The sequence below is a fragment of the Pseudomonas sp. Marseille-Q8238 genome, from assembly GCF_965111915.1.
On record NZ_CBCOPI010000001.1, the window covers coordinates 600,155 to 619,273 of the forward strand.

Genomic DNA, 19,119 nt, shown 5'->3' on the forward strand with positions numbered 1-19,119 from the left:
AGCCGATCAGAGTTTGATCTCGACGTAGGCCTCGTCACGAATCTGACGCAGCCAGGTTTGCAGCTCTTCATCGTACTTGCGGTTGCGCAGGGCGCTCAGGGCCTGTTGCTCGCGGTACTGTGCGCTGCTGTCGGTGGCGCGACGGCCGAGTACTTCCAGAACATGCCAGCCATAGGGGCTTTGGAAGGGTTTGGACAGTTCACCGCTGGGCGATTTAGCCATCACGTCTCGGAACTCGGGAACCAGTGAGTTCGGGTCGATCCAGCCGAGGTCGCCGCCGTTGAGTGCGGAGCCCGGGTCTTCCGAGAAGCTCTTCGCCAGTTCGGCGAAGTCTTCGCCGGAGACGATGCGCTGGTACAGGCGCTCGGCCAGGCGACGGGTTTCGTCTTCGCTACGGATCTCGCTGGGTTTGATCAGGATGTGGCGTACATGCACCTCATCACGAACCAGTGTCTCACCACCGCGTTTCTCGAGCAGCTTGAGGATCATGAAACCGCCGGGGGTACGAATCGGCTCGGTCACGCCTCCAATCGGCAGGGCGCTGATCATGGCGTCGAACGGTGGAGGCAACTGGGCTGCTTTACGCCAGCCGATGTCACCGCCTTCCAGGGCCGTTTCACTCGCGGAGCGGGCAATGGCCAATTGGGCAAAGTCGGCGCCAGCCTGTAGTTTCTGGTAAACGTCCTGCACCTGTTTCTCGGCAGTCTGAATGGCTTCCGGTGACGAGCCTTCGTTCAGCGGAATCAGGATGCTGGCCAGGTGGAATTCTTCGGAAAGCTGCATCTTGCCCAGGTCGGAGGCGAGGAAATTCTGCACTTCCTGATCCGTAACCTGAATGCGCTCGGCAACCCGGCGCTGGCGGACACGGCTGATGACCATTTCACGGCGAATCTGGTCACGGGCATCGTCGAGCGACAGGCCGTCATTGGCCAGCGCCTGGCCGAATTGGCTGAGCGTCATGTTGTTGCGCTGGGCAATGCTTTCCATGGCCTGGTTCAGCTCTTCGTCGGAGATACGAATCCCCGAGCGCTCACCAATCTGCAGTTGCAGATTCTCGGTGATCAGACGCTCCAGTACCTGCTGGTTGAGCACTTCGATTGGCGGCAGCTCGGCGCCGCGCTTGGCGATGGTCTGCTCGACTTCGCGTACGCGTTGGTCGAGCTGACTTTGCATGATCACATCGTTATCGACGATGGCGACTACGCGGTTGAGTGGTTGTACGTCGGCCTGTACTGCAGAACCGAGAAAAACTGCGCCCAACAGCAGTGGGCGCACGCAATCAGAAAGCTTGATCTTCACGTTGACGATAACCTTGAATGCCTTGGTCGAGGAAACTTTCCGCTTTATTGCCGACTACGCCGCCGAGCCCTTTGAGCACGATCTGCAGGAAGATCCCACGATCAGGCTTGTTGTTGTCGTCCGGGTAGAGGCTGTACTCGTCATAGTCGACCCAGTAGCGGTTGATCAGGCGCAGTTTCCAGCAGCAGCTGTCGTATTCGAAGCCGCCAAAGGCTTCAAGTGTACGGTTGCGGTTGTAGTCGAACTGCCAGCGCGCAATGGCGCTCCACTGGGGTACGACCGGCCAGATGACGGAAAGGTCATGCTGCTCGATCTTGTAGTAGTCCTTGATGTAGCCCGGTGTGCCTGGTGTGCCAAAGTCCCCACCCCCGACTACCCAGTTACCCGTGGATTGGTCGTAGCGTACGGCGTCGTTGCGATAGCGGTAGCCTGCGTTGACGATCTTGTTCGGATTGTCTTCAGGTTGGTAGTGGAACATCACGCTGCCGGAGCGAGTACTGCCGCTGTCCGGATCCCAGTTGAAGTCGGACGATACACGCCAGTCTCGGTTGAAACGCAGCAGGTACTCCAGTGCATAAGGGGATACGTTGGCTTGCGCATCGGAGCGAGTCTTGTAATCGATGCCTGGCATCTGAACCTTGCGGTCTTCAAAGTAGAAGGCTTGTCCGAGGCGGATGCGTTGGCGTTCGAATCCGTTCGACTCGATCCAGCGGCTGGTCAGGCCCACAGATAGGCGATTTTCATCACCGATGCGGTCTTTGCCGGAGAAGCGGTTGTCGCGGAACAGCGAAGCATAGCTGAACGAGTTCTCGCCGGTATCGAATACTGGGATATCGCTTTGGTCTTCCTCGGGGACATAGAGGTAGAACAGGCGCGGTTCGAGTGTTTGTCGATAATCTTTACCGAACCACTGGCTGTTGCGGTCGAAGTACAGGCCACTATCCACGCTGAACATGCCAAGGCCGCGATTTTGGCTGCCGTATTTTTGTTCTGCGAGGAAACTGCCCGGCGTAGCGGTCGCGATATCGTTCTTGCCTTGCTGGTCGAGGCTGAGATCGTAGTTCGTCTGCAGGTATTTGATCGTCGGTGTTACGAAGCCCCAGGTCCAGTTAAGTGGCAGGCTGACGCTAGGTTCCAGATGAATACGGTCGCCATTGGCGCGGGCTAGGCCTTGGATGCGGGTGTCATACCATGGGGTAAGAGCACCGTTTTCATCACTGAAATCACCCTTGCGCAGGCTACGGTCGAAACGGACAAACTCGGTGTTGTAGGCGAAGCTCAAACCGCCCGGCTGGAAGGGGAGTACACCTTCCAGGGTGATTTGCGGCAAACGATTGTACGGCGTGATATCGCCGATGGTGGCCATTTCATATGCATGAGCATTCAGGCGCGCGGTATAGGTTTCTCCGCGATAAGTGAGGGTGCCGCGCTGGTTGACATAGGTCGTATTGCCGACTTCCAGATTGTTGTCCAGATCCTGGAAATAGTACGGGTCGCTGATGTCGGTATAGTCGACCTCTGCAAGCAGGCGCGAGTCCAGGCCTTCCTTGTGCTGCCAGGTGTACATCCAGCGCTGGTCTTTATACTCGGACTGCAGCTTGCGTTCGTCTTGCTGATCGTCCAGGTAGCCGGCGCCGATCTGGCCTTCACCGCTCTTGGTCAGGTAGCGGAACTGCCCTTCGAGCAGCAGACCACGCTTGGTCATCATGGTCGGGTACAGCGTCGCGTCATAGTTGGGCGCGAGGTTGAAATAGTACGGGGTGGCCAGCAGGAAGCCGGTATCGCTCGACGAGCTGATGCTTGGTGTGAGGAAGCCGGACTGGCGACGGTCATCGATCGGGAAATAGATATATGGCGTGTAGAACACCGGTATGTCTTTCACGCGCAGGGTGACGTTGGTCGCGGTACCGAACCCGGTAGCCGGGTTGAGCTTGATGTTGTTGCCCTTGAGGTGCCAGGCATTGCTGCCCGGTTCGCAGCGGGTATAGGTACCGTCCTTGAGACGGATGATCGCGCTGTCTTCACGCTTGGCGTATTGGGCGCTGCCGCGGACGTGGCTTTTGTGCATCACGTATTCGGCGTTCTCGATCTTGGCTTCGCCATTGTCGAGCTGGATCTCGGCGCGGTCACCGACAATCAGGGTGCCCTTGTCGCGTAGGCGCACATTACCAACCAGGTCACCACGGTTTTCGGCCTGGTGCAGGTTGGCTTCGTCAGCCTCGATCTGCATCCCCGACTGACGAATCACTACATCACCGGCCAGGGTGGCGGTTTCCGTCTCTTGGGCGTAGCGCGAAGCCTTGGCCGAGACGAAGGTCGGCGACTCGTCCATTGGCGTGTTGTCATCCATGCCTGGGCGCAGCGGCTCAACATAGGAGCCGGCGCAGTACGGACCGACTTCGGCCAGCTGCGCGGCATTGAGCTGCTCGCGCGGTACCCAGTCAAGGTGGCTGTAGTCCGCACTGCGGCTGCTCAATCCCTTGCCTTTGCTGCTGGTTACCAGCGTGTTTTTCGCTGGTTTTTCGGCAGCCGCCGCTACTGAGCCAGCAGCAGCCGGTTGTGCTGCGCCGCCAGAGGTGGCGCTGACGGATGAGCCGCTGTGCTGCGGACGCGGCACCTGGGTGTTAGCCTTGGCGTTAGGACTGCATGCCCAGCCGCCTGCGGCCGAGGCCTGGCAGTCAAACTGCTCGGCTGCACTCACGAACGGGGTGGCGAAAGGCTGCATGGCCAGCAAACTGCCGGTAACCAGGAGCGGGAATTTTTTACGGAACACTGGGAGTTTCACTGCCATCTTGTTAGTCCGGGCTTCCTGCGCGCCATCGGCCCGCGGGGGCCGCACGCCTCTCGATGGGCTGAAAAAGATGCTGGATAATAAAGCATGACCCGCGCAACGGCTAGCGCCGTCGGAGACCCTTGTAATGCCTGATCAAGATGTACGCCTCCAGCTCCTGCAAGACTGGCTGGATCAATGTTTGCCAGCCTTGTTCGCCCAACGGGGCTGGGGAGCGGTGCCGTCGGGGTGGTTGAGCCCGGCCAGTAGCGATGCCAGTTTCCGTCGTTATTTCCGATGGGAGGGGGCAGAGCGTAGCCTGATTCTGATGGACGCCCCGCCGCCGCAGGAGGATTGCCGGCCTTTCGTCAAGGTTGCCGGCCTGCTGGCTGAGGCCGGTATACATGTGCCGGAGGTCCTTGCTGCCGACCTGGAACGTGGTTTTCTGCTGCTCGACGATCTGGGGCGGCAGACCTGGCTGGAGGTGCTGGTTGCCGACAATGCCGATGCCTTGTTCGAACAGGCCTTGCAGGCTTTACTGGCATTCCAGCGTCTGCCGCTTGACCAGGGTTTGCCGGTGTATGACGACGCGTTGTTGCGACGGGAGCTACAGTTGTTTCCCGAGTGGTACGTGCAGCATCACCTTGGCATGAGTTTGAGTGCTGAACAGCAGGAGCAGTGGCGGCAGGTGTGCGATGTGCTGGTAAGCAGCGCTCTGAACCAGCAGCGGGTGCTGGTGCATCGCGACTACATGCCGCGCAACCTGATGCTCAGTGAGCCCAATCCGGGTGTGCTGGATTTCCAGGATGCGGTCTATGGCCCGGTAACCTATGACGTCACCTCGCTGTTCAAGGATGCCTTCATCAGTTGGCCGGAGGCGCGTGTTCAGGGCTGGTTGCAGCGTTATTGGCAGCTTGCGGGTGCGGCCAGTATTGCCGTGCCGCTGACATTCGAGGCGTTTTACCGCGATAGCGATCTGATGGGTGTGCAGCGTCATCTCAAGGTCATCGGGATCTTCGCGCGCATCTGCCACCGTGACGGTAAACCCAAATACGTTGCCGATGTGCCGCGCTTCTTCGCTTATATAGAAGCCGTATTGGCGCGCCGTCCGGAGCTGGCTGTGCTGGGGCAACTGCTGGCCAGTCTCCCGCGCGTGCAGGCGCAGTCCGCATGAAGGCTATGATTCTTGCTGCGGGCAAGGGCGAGCGCCTGCGCCCCTTGACCCTGCATACGCCCAAGCCCTTGGTCTGCGTCGGTGGTGTGCCATTGATCGAGTTCCATGTGCGGGCCCTGGCGGCTGCTGGCTTTCGCGAATTGGTTGTCAACCATGCCTGGCTGGGTCAGCAGATCGAGGACTACCTGGGTGATGGCAAGCGGTTCGGCCTGAGCATTCGCTATTCCGCCGAAGGCGAGCCGCTGGAAACCGGCGGTGGGATTTTCCAGGCGCTGCCCCTGCTGGGCGAAGCGCCGTTTCTGGTGGTCAATGGGGATATCTGGACGGACGTCGATTTCGCCAGCCTGAGAAAACCGCTCGAAGGGTTGGCTCATCTGCTGCTGGTGGATAATCCCGCGCATCATCTTCAGGGCGATTTTTGCCTGCAGGATGGACAGGTCCGGGATGCTGTCGCCGCTGACTCGACCTCGATACGGCACGCACTCACCTATAGCGGTGTGGCGGTGCTGCACCCGCAGCTGTTCGCCACCTGCAAGCCGGGCGCATTCAAGCTCGCTCCGCTGTTGCGCCAGGCGATGGCAGCTGGACAGGTTACGGGCGAGCATTTTGCCGGGCGCTGGGTTGATGTCGGCACTCATGAGCGCCTGGCCGAAGTCGAACGTCTGTTGGCGGAGCGCGGTTAGATGCTGTGGCCGGCGACCGTGGTTGGGGCTGCTGCCGGTTGGGCGGTGGCGAGTATTCCTGGCGCGTTGCTCGGCGGGTTGCTCGGCCAGGTGCTCGATCGCCGACTCAAACTGCAATCCTGGCGCGGCATCTGGGCTGTGCTGCGTCCCGTGCCCCAGGTGGATGACGATGAGTTGCTGTTCACTCTGTTCGGTCGCCTGGCCAAGAGCGATGGGCGGGTGTTGGAGTCGCATATTCAGTTGGCGCGTCACGAGATGCAGCGCCTGGCGTTGGATGAGGGGGCGCGGCAACGGGCCATGATCGCGTTCAATCAGGGCAAGCAAGAGCGGGGTAACCTGGCGCGGCTTCTCCAGGGGCTGCGTCAGCGTCCTGAGCGGGCAGAGGTAGTGTTGCGAGCCTGCTGGCGGATGGCCTGGGCTGATGGCCGGGTGGGTGAGGCGGAGCGAGCCCTGATTCAACAATGGGGGCGCTGGCTGGGCTGGAGTCGTGAGCGGCTCGACACCTTGGCCGAGGAGTATCGGCCGGCTCGGCGTGGCGTTGAACCCAGTGTTTCGGGGTACCAGGCTGCGCTGCGCCTGCTCGGGGTCAAGGCCAGTAGTGAGCCACTGGAAATCAAGCGCGCCTATCGTCGCCTGCTCAGTCAGCACCATCCTGACAAACAAGCAGGCGCAGGTGCCACGCCAGCGCAGATTCGCGCCGCTACAGAGCGCACGCGTGAGCTGCACCAGGCTTATGATCTGGTGCGCAGTCAGCGTGGGTTTCGCTAACTAGAGCGTTACTGTCTTGCGCATGATGCGGCACTCAACGCGCTGTGAAGAAGTCAGCGGGCTGATTTACTTGGCCGCAGGCAGAACCTTGTCCAGCCAGCCGCGAGCCCGGCGATACAGCTGTTCCTGTTCGGCATCCTGGTTGCCCGGTAGTGCGGTCAGTCCTACCTGAATATAGGTTGGGTGTTGCAGGCGCTTGCTGGCCTGCAGGCGTCGGCTGGCGGCGCTGCGGTCGGCATTCTGTTCCTTGTAATAGAGATCGCCGGTGCTCAACCTCAGGCCAGGGATCAGTTCTTCCAGTGAAGGTTTGGCGCCTGTCGGTACCTGTGCGGCAATAACCAGCAGGTGTTTGACCTTGACGGGCTTGCGTTCGGCGAGAAAGCGGGCGGCCCAGTAAGCGCCATCACCGTGGCCGAGCAAGACGATTTCTTTGGCCTGCTGCTGCTCGGCAAAGGCGATGCCTGCCTCGATGCGAGCCAGGATGCGCGTGGCAGGGTCTTTCACGGATGACTGCGGGTTGTCGGAGGTGGCGGGCGCTGTGCCTGTGTTTGCCGTCGTGCTGGGTCCGTCGTTGCCGTCGGGGGCGCGTGTATCGGTTGGTGGTGTCGTGTCGAGCGCTGGTGCCGGATCGGGCAACGTAAGGCTCAGGCTGCTCCAGCCGGCATCCGTTAGTTTGCTGCGCAGAGGGCCGATTACGTTGGGCCAGTCGGCATGCTCTCCAGTTGCCGGGATCAGGATGACGACCCCGGTCGCGTCGCCGACATTGGCTGGTTTCCACAGGGCAAGAAAGGTTTCATCCTCGGCGCCCAGCAGTTGTTGCTCTGTTGCTGGCAGGCGTCGTTCGAGTGCCATCGCGCCTTCGGCGCTGCGCTCCTCCAGCGCTGGTCGCTCACCTTGGCCGGTGTTGTCGGCAGGGGCCGGTGCGTTATCTGTGGGGGCGGCTGGGGTGTCCTCGCCGAGCGCGGGTAGGGCCAGGCCGAGGCTCAAGGCCAGAAGCAGTGGGCGTAGAGAATGTGGCATCGGACGGCTCGGCTGGCTATTGACGTCAGCAGACTAAGCGTTGCCTGGCGATTTGTCAGGTGGTCGGAGCCATGGCTTGAATGGACTTAACGAAGCAATGGCGACAGCTCCGTGGTGAGTCGCACGACCAAGGTCGGAGTCGATTACTGACGCATGACAACAGCCTTGGCCGCGCAGTCAGGCTACAATTCGCGCCACCGTGATCCTGCTCCGAGGCTTTCCATGCAACCCTTCGCCATCGCCCCGTCGATCCTGTCCGCCGATTTCGCCCGCCTGGGTGAGGAAGTGGACAACGTCCTCGCCGCCGGCGCCGACATCGTTCACTTCGATGTCATGGACAACCACTACGTCCCCAACCTGACCATCGGCCCAATGGTGTGTGCCGCCCTGCGCAAGTACGGCGTGACGGCACCGATTGATGCGCACCTGATGGTGACCCCGGTGGACCGTATCATCGGCGACTTCATCGACGCCGGCGCTACCTACGTCACCTTTCACCCGGATGCCTCGATCCATGTTGACCGTTCCCTGCAGCTGATTCGTGACGGTGGCGCCAAGGCCGGCCTGGTATTCAATCCGGCCACGCCGTTGGACGTGCTGAAATACGTGATGGACAAGGTCGACATGATCTTGCTGATGAGCGTCAATCCGGGCTTCGGAGGGCAGAAGTTCATCCCCTCGACCCTCGACAAGCTGCGTGAGGCGCGGGCGCTGATCGATGCCAGTGGTCGTGATATCCGCCTGGAGATCGATGGCGGCGTGAACGTCAGCAATATCCGTGAAATTGCGGCGGCGGGCGCCGATACCTTTGTCGCGGGTTCGGCGATTTTCAATCAGCCCGACTACAAGACCGTGATCGATGCGATGCGTGCCGAGCTGGCCCAGGTGCGTGCGTGACGGTCCTGCATACGCTGTTCGAGGGTCGCCTGCCACGCCTGGTGATGTTCGATCTGGATGGGACGCTGGTCGATTCCGTGCCGGATCTGGCGGCTGCCATCGACCAGATGTTGCGCGCTCTGGGACGCCCTGCGGCGGGCGCCGAGCAGGTGCGTCTGTGGGTTGGCAATGGCGCACGCGTGCTGGTGCGCCGCGCCCTGGCCGGTGACCTGGAGCATGCCTCTATCGACGAAGGCGAGACCGAGCAGGCGCTGGAGTTGTTCAACGAGGCTTATGCCAACGAGCACGCTTTGACCCGTACATACCCGGGGGTGACAGCGGCGCTCAAGTGGCTGAGCAAGAATGATGTCGAACTGGCGCTGATCACCAATAAGCCGGAGCGCTTCGTTGCGCCGTTGCTGGATCAGATGAAGCTGGGGCGCTATTTCCGCTGGATCATCGGTGGCGACACCTTGCCACAGCAAAAACCAGACCCTGCGGCGTTGCTGTATGTCATGCGCCTGGCGGGTGTCGAGCCGCAGGATGCCTTGTTCGTTGGCGACTCACGCAATGATGTGTTGGCCGCCCGCGCAGCGGACGTTCCCTGTATTGCCCTGAGCTATGGCTACAACCATGGCCGGCCAATTGCCGAAGAGGCGCCGGCGCTGGTGCTCGATGACCTGCGTCAGCTGTTGCCCGGCGGTTGCCTGGAGGCAGGCGCTACGCTAATGTCGGCCAACGCCTCCGAACACCCTCAGTCGAGAGATCATGCCGTGGTGGTGCCTCGCAAACACTGGCTCAACCGAGTCAACATGAAAATCCTCAAGGCCCTGGCCCGCTGGCGCTGGCGTACCTGATCGATTTTTGCCGGCCGCGCCGGCGTTTGCTGCGTATTCCATTATGTTGCTTTTCGGAAAGCCATCGGGCTTTCCGCCACGAGGCTGATCCATCATGACCCGCGAAACTCTTTCCCGCGAAGCCTTCCTGCGTTTGGCCGCTGACGGCTACAACCGCATTCCGCTTGCATTCGAAACCCTGGCTGACTTCGACACCCCGCTGTCGATTTACCTGAAGCTGGCCGATGCGCCGAACACCTACCTGCTCGAATCCGTGCAGGGGGGCGAAAAATGGGGGCGATTCTCGATCATCGGGCTGCAGGCCCGCACCGTACTGCGTGCCTATGGTCACGTTGTCAGCATCGCTGTCGATGGTGTCGAAGTAGAGCGCCATGAGTGCGCTGACCCGTTGGACTTCGTCGAGCAGTTCAAGGCCCGCTACAACGTGCCGACCCTGCAGGGGCTGCCACGCTTCAACGGTGGCCTGGTTGGCTACTTCGGCTATGACAGTGTGCGCTACGTCGAGAAGAAACTGGCGCACTGCCCCACCCATGACCCATTGGGTACACCGGACATCCTGCTGATGGTCTCCGATGCGGTGGTGGTGTTCGATAACCTGGCGGGCAAGATGCACGCCATCGTGCTCGCCGACCCAAGCGTCGAGCAGGCGTTCGAGCAAGGGCAGGCGCGTCTGCGGGCCTTGCTGGAGCAACTGCGTCAGCCGATTACGCCGCGCCTGGGGGTCGACCTCAGCGCGCCGATCGGTGCGGAGCCGGACTTCGTCTCCAGCTTCAAGCGGGATGACTACGAGAACGCAGTCCAGGCGATCAAGGAGTACATCCTTGCTGGTGACTGCATGCAGGTGGTGATTTCCCAGCGCATGTCGATCCCGTTCCAGGCGGCGCCTATCGACCTCTATCGCGCACTGCGTTGCATCAACCCGACGCCGTATATGTACTTCTTCAACTTCGGCGACTTCCACGTGGTCGGCAGCTCGCCGGAAGTGCTGGTGCGTGTCGAGGACAACCTGATCACCGTACGCCCTATTGCCGGTACCCGTCCGCGCGGCGCCACAGAAGAGGCCGACCTGGCTCTGGAAGAAGATCTGCTGTCCGACGCCAAGGAGCTTGCCGAGCACCTGATGCTGATCGACCTCGGGCGTAACGACGTCGGCCGTGTCTCCACTACCGGCTCGGTCAAACTCACCGAGAAGATGGTTATCGAGCGTTACTCCAACGTCATGCACATCGTTTCCAACGTCACCGGCCACCTGAAGGAAGGGCTCAGTGCGATGGACGCGCTGCGTGCCATTCTGCCGGCGGGAACCCTGTCCGGGGCGCCGAAGGTGCGCGCCATGGAAATCATCGACGAGCTGGAGCCGGTCAAGCGCGGCGTCTATGGGGGGGCGGTAGGTTACCTGGCATGGAATGGCAACATGGACACCGCCATTGCCATCCGTACCGCGGTGATCAAGGACGGTGAGCTGCATGTGCAGGCTGGTGCCGGCATCGTCGCGGACTCGCAGCCGGCGCTGGAGTGGGAAGAAACGCTCAACAAGCGTCGCGCCATGTTCCGAGCGGTGAGTTTGGCGTCGCAAGCGAAGTGATGTTTTTTTGGCGTTTTGTGATTTGAGATTCTGTTTTGCCAAAAAATTGGCAAAATTATGACGAACGGACAGGATGGCCCCTTGCTACTAGGTAATTAACCTCCTAGGGTTAAAACCTAGTTGAAGTTGGTTTGACTCAGGCCTTCCAGCGACTAATTCGCTGAGAAAATCGGACTGTTGTCATGGTCAAGGGTGACCTCCTGTGCGTGATACTCCAATCCTCATAACGGGGGGAGCCGGCTTTATTGGCTCTCACCTCGTTGTTGCGTTGCTTGATCGTGGCCACGCCGTGCGTGTGCTCGATAACCTCTCTACTGGGCGGCTGGTAAATCTGCCGGCTGCGCATCCTCGTCTGAAACTGTTGATTGGTGATGTCGCTGATGCCGATCAGGTCGCCGAGGCCGTGCGCGGGTGCAAGGCCGTTGCTCACCTGGCTGCGGTCGCATCGGTCCAGGCGTCTGTCGATGACCCACTGGGTACTCATCGCAGCAACTTCGTCGGCACCTTGAATGTTTGCGAGGCCATGCGTGCGTATGCGGTGAGGCGCGCGGTATTTGCTTCGAGTGCGGCTGTGTATGGACAGTCGGGTGAGGGGCGTGCGATTGCTGAAGATACGCGGCTGTGTCCGCTCACCCCCTATGCCATCGACAAGCTGGCCAGTGAGCAACTGTTCGATTTCTATCGTCGCCAGCATGGGCTGGAGCCCGCCGTTTTCCGCTTCTTCAATATCTTCGGCCCCCGGCAGGATCCCTCATCGCCGTACTCCGGGGTGATCAGCATTTTTGCCGAACGGGCTCGCAAAGGCCTGCCGATCAGCATTTTCGGGGATGGCGAACAGACACGTGATTTCGTCTATGTAGCGGATCTGGTGGCGATACTGGTTCAGGCACTGGAAGCCGAGCACGTTTGTGCTGATGCCGTGAATGTGGGGTTGAATCGTTCGACTAGTCTTAACCAACTGCTGGCGGTGATTGGCGATGTGCTGGGTGGTTTGCCTCCTGTCAGTCATGCCGAGCCTCGCGCTGGGGACATTCGCCATTCGCTGGCGGATAACCGGCGTTTGCTCGAACGGTTCGAGTTGAAGGGGGCTACCCCCATTCAGAATGGATTACGTGAGTTGCTGGGTGCGTCTGTCGTAGCCCGCTGCTCGCAGGTCGTAGGGAAGCACGATGAGTAGTAGGTCTTCGATGTGGCGCCTGCTGGTGTTATCGCTGAGTACGCTGATGGCTCTGCCCGGAAGCGTTCAAGCCGCTGATGAGCATCAGCCGGGCAGCGTCGCGCTATGGTACGCCGCACAGCCACCGCTGCCAGAGCTGGCTCAGTTCGATTGGGTGGTGCTTGAACCCGGGCACGCGAGTCCGGCTGATGTGAAGTTCCTGCGGGAGCAGGGCAGCGAGCCTTTTGCCTATCTTTCCATCGGAGAACTCGATGGCGAGAGCGGTACGCTGGAGCAGGCAGTCAGCAGTGTGCGCAACGAGGCCTGGAACAGCCAGGTCATGGACCTGACGTCGGCAGCGTGGCGTAACCATATTTTCAAGCGTGCCGCCGAACTGCGCGGCCAGGGCTATGTCGGTCTGTTCCTCGATACGCTCGACAGCTTCCTGCTGCTGCCCGAGGAGCAGCGTGAGCCGCAGCGTCAGGCGCTGGCGACCTTGCTACGTGAGCTCAAGCAGCAAGAGCCCAGCCTCAAGCTGTTCTTCAATCGCGGCTTTGACGTGCTACCCGAACTTCAGGGCGTGGCCGCTGCAGTGGCCGTCGAGTCCATTTACCAAGGCTGGGATGCGGGTAGCAAGGCATACACAGAGGTATCGGCCAGTGATCGTGAGTGGCTGCAAGGCAAGCTAGCGCCACTGCGAGCTCAAGGTATTCCGCTGGTTGCCATCGACTACCTGCCAGCCGAGCGTCGCGAAGAGGCACGTCAGCTGGCAGCCAGGTTACAGAAGGAGGGATTCATCCCCTTCGTTACCCAGCCGGATCTGGACTATCTGGGTATCAGCAGCATTGAGGTACAGCCGCGCCGTATTGCTGTGCTCTATGACCCGGCGGAGGGTGACCTCAGCCAGAATCCGGCCCAGACCTACCTGGGCGGTCTGCTGGAGTACATGGGGTATCGGGTCGACTATCTTCCCGCTGATGCCACGTTGCCGCGCCATTCGTTTAGCGGCTTGTACGCCGGTGTGATCACCTGGATGACGGCCGGCCCGCCGGCAGCCAGTGAAACGTTCGACAGCTGGATTAGCCAGCGTCTTGATGAGCGGGTGCCGCTGGCCATCATTCGCGGGTTGCCCATGGAAAACGACAGCAGCCTGACGCGACTGGGATTGCGCCGCAGCACCGGGCCGTTCAAGGGGCCGGTGAAGGATGTGACATATGACAAAACCTTGTTCGGCAACTTCGAGGCGCCGTTCAAGGTGCGTTTGCGCGAGCTGTCCAGGTTGGCCGTGATTGACGGTGGCCCGCAGGCGGTGCTCAACCTGACCGATAGCGATGGCCAGGTGTTTACTGTGGCAGCCATTGGCGAATGGGGAGGTATTGCCCTGGAGCCTTACGTTATCGAGGAAAGCCAGGAACATAACCGCTGGATGCTCGATCCCTTTGCCTTTATCCAGCGGGCCCTGCGGTTACCCGCCCAGCCACGCCCGGATGCGACCACGGAGAATGGCCGGCGTATCGCCACCGTACATATTGATGGCGATGGCTTCGTTTCGCGCGCCGAAGTGACCGGCTCCCCTTATTCGGGAAATCTGGTGCTGTCGGAGTTTATTCGGCCTCATCCATTTCTCACCTCGGTGTCTGTGATCGAAGGGGAGGTCGGTCCGAAAGGCATGTATCCCTATCTGGCTCCCGAGCTGGAGCCTATTGCACGCAAGATATTTGCTGACCCCAAGGTCGAGGTGGCCACGCATACGTTCAGTCACCCATTCTTCCTGCAGCCTGAGCTGGCCAGCAAACGGGAGAATTTCGAGGCCCAGTACGGCTACAAAATGGCTATTCCCGGGTACGACAGCATCGATTTTACCCGGGAGATCGTTGGCTCAAGGGATTACATTAACAGTCGACTGACCACTCCGGATAAGCCGGTAAAAATGGTGTTCTGGCCGGGCGATGCGCTGCCCAGTGGCGCCACAGTCAAGCTGGCCTATGACAGTGGCCTGGCCAATGTGAATGGCGGTAATACTGCGCTGACCAATGCCTTTTCCTCGTTGACCCGACTGTCGCCGCTGATTCGACCCACTGACGGTGGTATTCAGTACTACGCGCCGATCATCAACGAGAACGTCTACACCAACCTGTGGCAGGGGCCGTACTACGGTTTCCGGGGCGTCATCGAGACCTTCGAGCTCACGGAAAAACCGCGGCGCCTGCGTGGCCTGCATCTCTACTACCACTTTTACTCGGCGACCAAGCAGGCGTCGCTGAAGGTCATGGATGACATCTACCGAGCGATGGAAGCGCAGAAGCCCATCTCGCTGTGGATGAGCGACTACATTCCGCGCATGCACGGCCTGTATCAGTCCAGCCTGGCTCGGCGCGCCGATGGCCGTTGGCAGGTACGCGGGCTGGATGGGTTGCGCACGTTGCGCCTGGACCCGGCGTTGGGTTGGCCCGATCTGGGCCGCTCGCAAGGGATCGCCGGTGTGCGCGATCTACCTCAGGGGCGCTATGTCCACCTCAGCGCGGCAAGTGCCGTATTGGCCCTGCGTGCCGACCGTGACCCGCGACCGGCATTGGAGGAGGCCAACCTGCCATTGACCGGTTGGCGTTACCTGGATGACCGCGAGGTGCGTTTCTCTTTCCATGGCGAGATGCCGTTGCACTTCAGTGTGCGCGCCGCCGCGCCATGCCAGGTGACGGTGGCTGGGCGGACTGTGCGTGGCAGGGGTGAGAAGGGGCTTTGGTATTTCGAATTACCCATGAAGCAGGTGGACGATGGCCAACTCATCTGCAAGTGAATCGCGCCTGCTCGGGCCGTGGGCGCTGATCGTTGCGGCCGTGGCTGCGCTGGGTCTGCTCGCGCTTACCTTCAAAGGTGAAGATGTCTTCATGCCTGATGGCAAGCAACCCGATGCGGTGTCGGCGAACTATGCCGAGCTGCTATTGCAGGCCCACCCGGAAAACAACGAGCTGCGCATCCGGCTCATTGAATTGCTGATCAAACTGGGCGACTTCGTGAAGGCCCGTCACTACCTGGCGGAAGTGAAAAGCGGCGAGCTGCCAGGCATGCCTTTCTATGATGTTGAACTCGATGTGCTGGAGGCCTTGGCAGAGCCAGCAGGTATTCCCGCGGAGCGCACGCATGCGCTGGTTGAGCGCCTCGGCGCGTTGGATAAAGACAGCCTGCCGACACCCTTGCTGAGTCGTCTGGCTGAGCATGCATTGGCGTTGAATGCGCCGCTGGTGGCTGCGCAAACCTATGCGAAGTTGGCGGCGCGTGAGCCCGAGCAGCGTGGCAAATGGTTGGAAGAGGCTGCGCGTTGGTACCTGGCAGCTGGTCATCCTGAGCAGGCGGCGCCGCTGTACCTCGACCTGGCGGAGCTACCTGAACAGGAAGCGCTGCGGCGCGAACATCTTGAGCAGGCATTCAAGAGTCTGCTGGCGGCCGATCATGCTGGCCAGGCGGCTGAGCTGCTCGCCCTGCATCTGCAGGAGCTGGCAGGTAACCCTGCTGATATTGCCTGGCTGGAATCCGGTGTACACGCGGCCCAAGGCGCGTTGCGCTTCGATCTGGCGACGGCTTTTCTGGATCGTTGGCTAAGTTTGCGCCCAGGTGACCCGGCTGCCTTGAACCTGGATTTTCACCTGCAGCTGGCCAGCGGCAATATCGAGCGAGCGTGGGCCATTGGTCGGCAGTTGTTGCCGCTACGCCCGCAAGATCCTGAGCTGCTCAGAGACATGGCTCAACTGAGTGAATGGACAGGGCGTCCGCAGAGCGCCTTGGAATACTGGACCACCTTGCTGCAACTCGGTGAGGACCCGGCATTGCGTGAGCATGCATGGCGCTTGGCATCGATGATGTTCGATTTCGAGCACTCGATTCCATTGCTGGCGCAGATCAGCCAACAGCGACGCATGACGGATGTAGAGCTTGATGCGCTTATCTATGCCCATGAATCACGCGGTACGCCGGAGCAAGCCGAGCGCTGGCTGCGCACCTACCTGCTCAGCTACCCGCAGCACCTGCTGGCATGGCAACGGTTGCAGCAGAACCTGGAAAACACCCAGCAGTTGCAGGCCGAGACGCGGGTGTGGGCGCAGATGGCAGCGCGTCATCCGCTCACGTTGGCGCAGCGGTTGGACTGGGCGGAGAACCACTGGAATCTGTTCGACCCGCAAAGCGCGTGGAACGTGCTCACGGCCATCGATAGCAAAGCAGTCACGAGCGTCGAGTACTGGCGCTTGCGAGGTGCGCTGGCCTGGGAGCTGGAGCTGGACGACGAGGTGCAGATTGCCTTCGAGCAGATACTGGCGTTGAAGCAGCCGCTGCTCGCTGCCGAAGAAGATCAACTGATAGCCCTGTATCGAGTGCAGCAACCTGAAAAAGCGTTGGCCCTGATGGTCGACAACTGGCAGCGCACCCGTAACGTTCGCAAGCTGGTCAATGCGCTGCAGCTGGCTGAGCAGTTGCAGGATTGGACCGTGATTCGTTCACTGCTGGCCGATGCCGCGACTGTGCCAGCCACCGGCAACGAGCCTGATGTATTGGCTGCGCGCGGTGCCCTGGCAGACCATGACGGCGACTTCGAACAGGCCGAACAGCTTTATCGCACCGGGTTGGCCAGGTTCCCTCGGGACAACCTGTTCCGCGAGCGCTTGCTGTGGTTCTACGTCAGCCATGGCCGCCGGGAGGAACTCCCCGTGCTGCTGCAGACCTGGCGGCAGAGCGCGCGCGCGGACAGCCGGTTCTGGCTGCCGTTTGCCAGTGCCAACCTGCTGCTCAACCGGGGCGAAGAGGCGTTGCGCTGGTATCGCCTGTACTTGGCGACTAATCCACAGGACTGGCTGGTGCAGGCGGCCTATGCCGATGCCTTGGAGGTATCGGGTCGCGAAGACTCTGCCCTGCGCCTGCGTCGCTACTTGATGCCCAAGATCAAGAACGGGCTGGCCGCGGGAGGGCCGGAGCAGTATGCGACCTACCTGCGCTTGCTAGCCGGCATGCGCTCTCCTTTGTATGCGCGCCAGCAAGCCGAGCTGACTCGCGGGCAGTCCGGTGCGATGTTGCAGGTGTGGTTCGATCAGCTTGTCGAACACCTTGGTGCGACCAACCAGGACGGTCTGAAGAATGAGTGGCTGGCGTGGGCTCGTGGACGTGGCCTTAAGGTCAGTCAGTACGAGCAGCTTCAGGACGCTCTCCGTCAGAACAATCGGTCCACCCTGCAACAGCTGCTCGCAAGCGAGCAGCTGGATGCCGCGCAGCGGGTGGAGGTGTTGAGCCGTCTCGGTCATCGCGGCGAAGCCATGGGTGAAGGCCTCAGTGCCGTGGGCGGTGAGCAACCATTGGCCATTCAGCAGCAACTGCTGCGCCAGACTGTCGAGATGCATCAGCGCACGCCGCAGGGCATTCAGTTGGGGTGGGTCAGGAACGACTATGGCGGTCTCGACTTCGCAGGCCCTCACCTGGAGGTCGCGCGGTACCTGGGCGATGACTGGTACGCGGACTTGAATCTGGGGCAGGGGCGTTATTCGGCGCGCAGTCTCGATTCGTCGGTCCTGGGTATCGAGCGCAATGCTCGGCTATTGCTGCAGCGTGAGTTGGCGGATGGTTCGGTTGGCCTGACCCTGGACAGTAGCCTGCGCGATGACAAGGACCGTCACGGCCTGGGCCTGACGCGCACCTGGCAGGTGACATCACGAGATGAACTCGAGGTAGGACTGGATTGGCACCGTGAAACCGAAGAGACCGGCCTGATGCGCGCGCTCGGCATGCGCGACGGTGTGAGTATCGCCGGGCGGCATGGCATCACGGCGCGCGACCAGCTCAGTTGGTCATTGGCCCACCGGCGTTTCTCCACCCGCCAGGGTGACAGCCTGGGCAAGGGTGAAGCGCTGAATGTCGAGCTCACCCACGCCTTGTTTTTCGAGGGGCCGACCTGGCTGGTACGCAGCGGGGTCGATTACCAGACCAATCGCCTGAGCGGTGCATTACCGGAGAGCCTTCTGGCCTCTCGTGTGGTGGTCAACAACAACGGTGACGACTTCATCGAGCCGCTGGGTGGGCCATTGCGCATCGAAGAGGCGCAGGCCTCGGATCTGTTGCAGCGGCGCTATGGGCAGGTCTACGTGGGCACGACGTTGCGACGGGGATTCCCCGGAGCCTTGAACCGGGAGAAGCCGCAGTACACCTGGCTGGTCGATCTGCTGGCTGGCTGGCAATGGACCGAGAGCACGCTCAACTACGGCCTCAACGTGGGCGTCGGCATGGAGGTGCTGGGTGATGACGAACTGGCCTTCACGCTGGGTTATCAATCCGCTCCGCAAGGAGGGGATGGCGAGGCCGGGGGTGTGCTCGGTGTGACTTATAGCGCTCGTTTCGGACGCTGAAGAAGGGATCAACAAGAGGAATGAACATGTTATCCATCCGCAACGCGGCCATGCTGGTCGCTGCTGTACTCATGGTGGGCTGCTCCAGCTTTACGCGCGAAAACAGCCCTGAGCTGCGACGCGATGCGCAGTGGGGATTGGTGCCTCTGGTGAACTATTCGCAAGCGCCGCAGGCCGGTGAGCGCAGTGAGCAGATCCTGCTCAGCGTGCTGGCTGAGAAGGGCTTGCGCCCACGCGTGTATCCGGCCAGCCCGAGTGGTGATGCCCTTCCCATGCTGGATGACCGCGAGCGTCAGACCGCGGCGTTGACCTGGGCGCGCCAGCAGAAACTGGACTATGTCGTGACCGGCAGCGTCGAGGAGTGGCAGTACAAGAATGGCCTGGACGGCGAGCCTGCGGTCGGCATCAGCCTGCAGGTCGTTGAGCTGTCTACCGGGCGCGTGCTCTGGAGCAACAGCGGCGCGCGTGCTGGCTGGTCGCGTGAAAGCCTCTCCGGCACCGCGCAGAAGGTTCTGCGTAAGCTGGCTAGCGATCTGCGACTGCAATAA

General features: G+C 61.0%; 13 protein-coding genes. 10 read left to right on the forward strand and 3 right to left on the reverse strand.

Going from position 1 to position 19,119, the window contains the following annotated elements; translation table 11 throughout:
- Positions 1 to 6: 6 nt before the first annotated feature.
- Entirely contained in the window at positions 7 to 1,299 is a 1,293-nt protein-coding gene (locus ACWPW0_RS02605) for a peptidylprolyl isomerase (RefSeq protein ID WP_447588773.1), read from the reverse strand.
- Entirely contained in the window at positions 1,280 to 4,090 is a 2,811-nt protein-coding gene (locus ACWPW0_RS02610; RefSeq protein WP_454254359.1) for an LPS-assembly protein LptD, read from the reverse strand. The genes ACWPW0_RS02605 and ACWPW0_RS02610 overlap by 20 nt, the downstream gene beginning before the upstream one ends.
- A 127-nt stretch (positions 4,091 to 4,217) precedes the next feature.
- On the opposite strand from ACWPW0_RS02610, the gene ACWPW0_RS02615 reads away from it, so the two are divergent.
- From ACWPW0_RS02615 to ACWPW0_RS02625, 3 genes are read left to right on the forward strand one after another with little or no spacing between them, the layout of a single operon-like run.
- Complete coding sequence (locus ACWPW0_RS02615) at positions 4,218 to 5,243, forward strand: aminoglycoside phosphotransferase family protein (protein WP_454254360.1); 1,026 nt, start codon at positions 4,218 to 4,220, stop codon at positions 5,241 to 5,243.
- Entirely contained in the window at positions 5,240 to 5,926 is a 687-nt protein-coding gene (murU, locus tag ACWPW0_RS02620; RefSeq protein ID WP_454254361.1) for an N-acetylmuramate alpha-1-phosphate uridylyltransferase MurU, read from the forward strand. The genes ACWPW0_RS02615 and murU overlap by 4 nt, the downstream gene beginning before the upstream one ends.
- Positions 5,927 to 6,694: a TerB family tellurite resistance protein gene (locus ACWPW0_RS02625; protein WP_454254362.1), complete on the forward strand. Its 768-nt coding sequence runs from the start codon at positions 5,927 to 5,929 to the stop codon at positions 6,692 to 6,694. It abuts the gene before it with no gap.
- Between the two features lie 66 nt (positions 6,695 to 6,760).
- Here ACWPW0_RS02625 and ACWPW0_RS02630 read toward each other — a convergent pair whose 3' ends face one another.
- Positions 6,761 to 7,714 carry an alpha/beta hydrolase family protein gene (locus ACWPW0_RS02630; protein ID WP_454254363.1) on the reverse strand — a complete coding sequence of 318 codons (954 nt, stop codon included), beginning with the start codon at positions 7,712 to 7,714 and terminating at the stop codon, positions 6,761 to 6,763.
- Positions 7,715 to 7,936: 222 nt separating this feature from the next.
- Here ACWPW0_RS02630 and rpe point away from each other — a divergent pair, with 222 nt between their 5' ends.
- The 7 genes from rpe (at position 7,937) to ACWPW0_RS02665 (ending at position 19,119) form a co-directional block, all read left to right on the forward strand.
- Positions 7,937 to 8,611, forward strand: a complete 675-nt coding sequence (gene rpe, locus ACWPW0_RS02635; RefSeq protein WP_447588785.1) for a ribulose-phosphate 3-epimerase — start codon at positions 7,937 to 7,939, stop codon at positions 8,609 to 8,611.
- Between the two features lie 44 nt (positions 8,612 to 8,655).
- Entirely contained in the window at positions 8,656 to 9,447 is a 792-nt protein-coding gene (locus tag ACWPW0_RS02640; RefSeq protein ID WP_454256685.1) for a phosphoglycolate phosphatase, read from the forward strand.
- Positions 9,448 to 9,541: 94 nt separating this feature from the next.
- On the forward strand, positions 9,542 to 11,032 hold the full coding sequence (gene trpE, locus ACWPW0_RS02645) for an anthranilate synthase component I (protein ID WP_447588787.1): 1,491 nt from the start codon (positions 9,542 to 9,544) through the stop codon (positions 11,030 to 11,032).
- A 202-nt stretch (positions 11,033 to 11,234) separates the two neighbouring features.
- The gene (locus tag ACWPW0_RS02650) at positions 11,235 to 12,209 is read left to right on the forward strand and encodes an NAD-dependent epimerase/dehydratase family protein (RefSeq protein WP_454254364.1); all 975 of its coding nucleotides are present in this window, start codon (positions 11,235 to 11,237) and stop codon (positions 12,207 to 12,209) included.
- Between the two features lie 46 nt (positions 12,210 to 12,255).
- The gene (locus tag ACWPW0_RS02655) at positions 12,256 to 14,985 is read left to right on the forward strand and encodes an endo alpha-1,4 polygalactosaminidase (RefSeq protein ID WP_454256686.1); all 2,730 of its coding nucleotides are present in this window, start codon (positions 12,256 to 12,258) and stop codon (positions 14,983 to 14,985) included.
- Positions 14,963 to 18,571, forward strand: coding sequence for a tetratricopeptide repeat protein (locus tag ACWPW0_RS02660; protein ID WP_454254365.1), 3,609 nt, complete (start codon positions 14,963 to 14,965; stop codon positions 18,569 to 18,571). The genes ACWPW0_RS02655 and ACWPW0_RS02660 overlap by 23 nt, the downstream gene beginning before the upstream one ends.
- Before the next feature lie 26 nt (positions 18,572 to 18,597).
- Complete coding sequence (locus ACWPW0_RS02665) at positions 18,598 to 19,119, forward strand: penicillin-binding protein activator LpoB (RefSeq protein ID WP_447588790.1); 522 nt, start codon at positions 18,598 to 18,600, stop codon at positions 19,117 to 19,119.

Bases quoted from the DNA above. Each gene is read 5' to 3' on its own strand.
- ACWPW0_RS02615 (WP_454254360.1), top strand. From the start codon at position 4,218: ATGCCTGATCAAGATGTACGCCTCCAGCTCCTGCAAGACTGGCTGGAT.
- murU (WP_454254361.1), top strand. From the start codon at position 5,240: ATGAAGGCTATGATTCTTGCTGCGGGCAAGGGCGAGCGCCTGCGCCCC.
- ACWPW0_RS02640 (WP_454256685.1), top strand. From the start codon at position 8,656: ATGTTCGATCTGGATGGGACGCTGGTCGATTCCGTGCCGGATCTGGCG.
- ACWPW0_RS02625 (WP_454254362.1), top strand. From the start codon at position 5,927: ATGCTGTGGCCGGCGACCGTGGTTGGGGCTGCTGCCGGTTGGGCGGTG.
- ACWPW0_RS02655 (WP_454256686.1), top strand. From the start codon at position 12,256: ATGGCTCTGCCCGGAAGCGTTCAAGCCGCTGATGAGCATCAGCCGGGC.
- ACWPW0_RS02630 (WP_454254363.1), bottom strand. From the start codon at position 7,714: ATGCCACATTCTCTACGCCCACTGCTTCTGGCCTTGAGCCTCGGCCTG.
- trpE (WP_447588787.1), top strand. From the start codon at position 9,542: ATGACCCGCGAAACTCTTTCCCGCGAAGCCTTCCTGCGTTTGGCCGCT.
- ACWPW0_RS02665 (WP_447588790.1), top strand. From the start codon at position 18,598: ATGTTATCCATCCGCAACGCGGCCATGCTGGTCGCTGCTGTACTCATG.
- ACWPW0_RS02610 (WP_454254359.1), bottom strand. From the start codon at position 4,090: ATGGCAGTGAAACTCCCAGTGTTCCGTAAAAAATTCCCGCTCCTGGTT.
- rpe (WP_447588785.1), top strand. From the start codon at position 7,937: ATGCAACCCTTCGCCATCGCCCCGTCGATCCTGTCCGCCGATTTCGCC.
- ACWPW0_RS02660 (WP_454254365.1), top strand. From the start codon at position 14,963: ATGGCCAACTCATCTGCAAGTGAATCGCGCCTGCTCGGGCCGTGGGCG.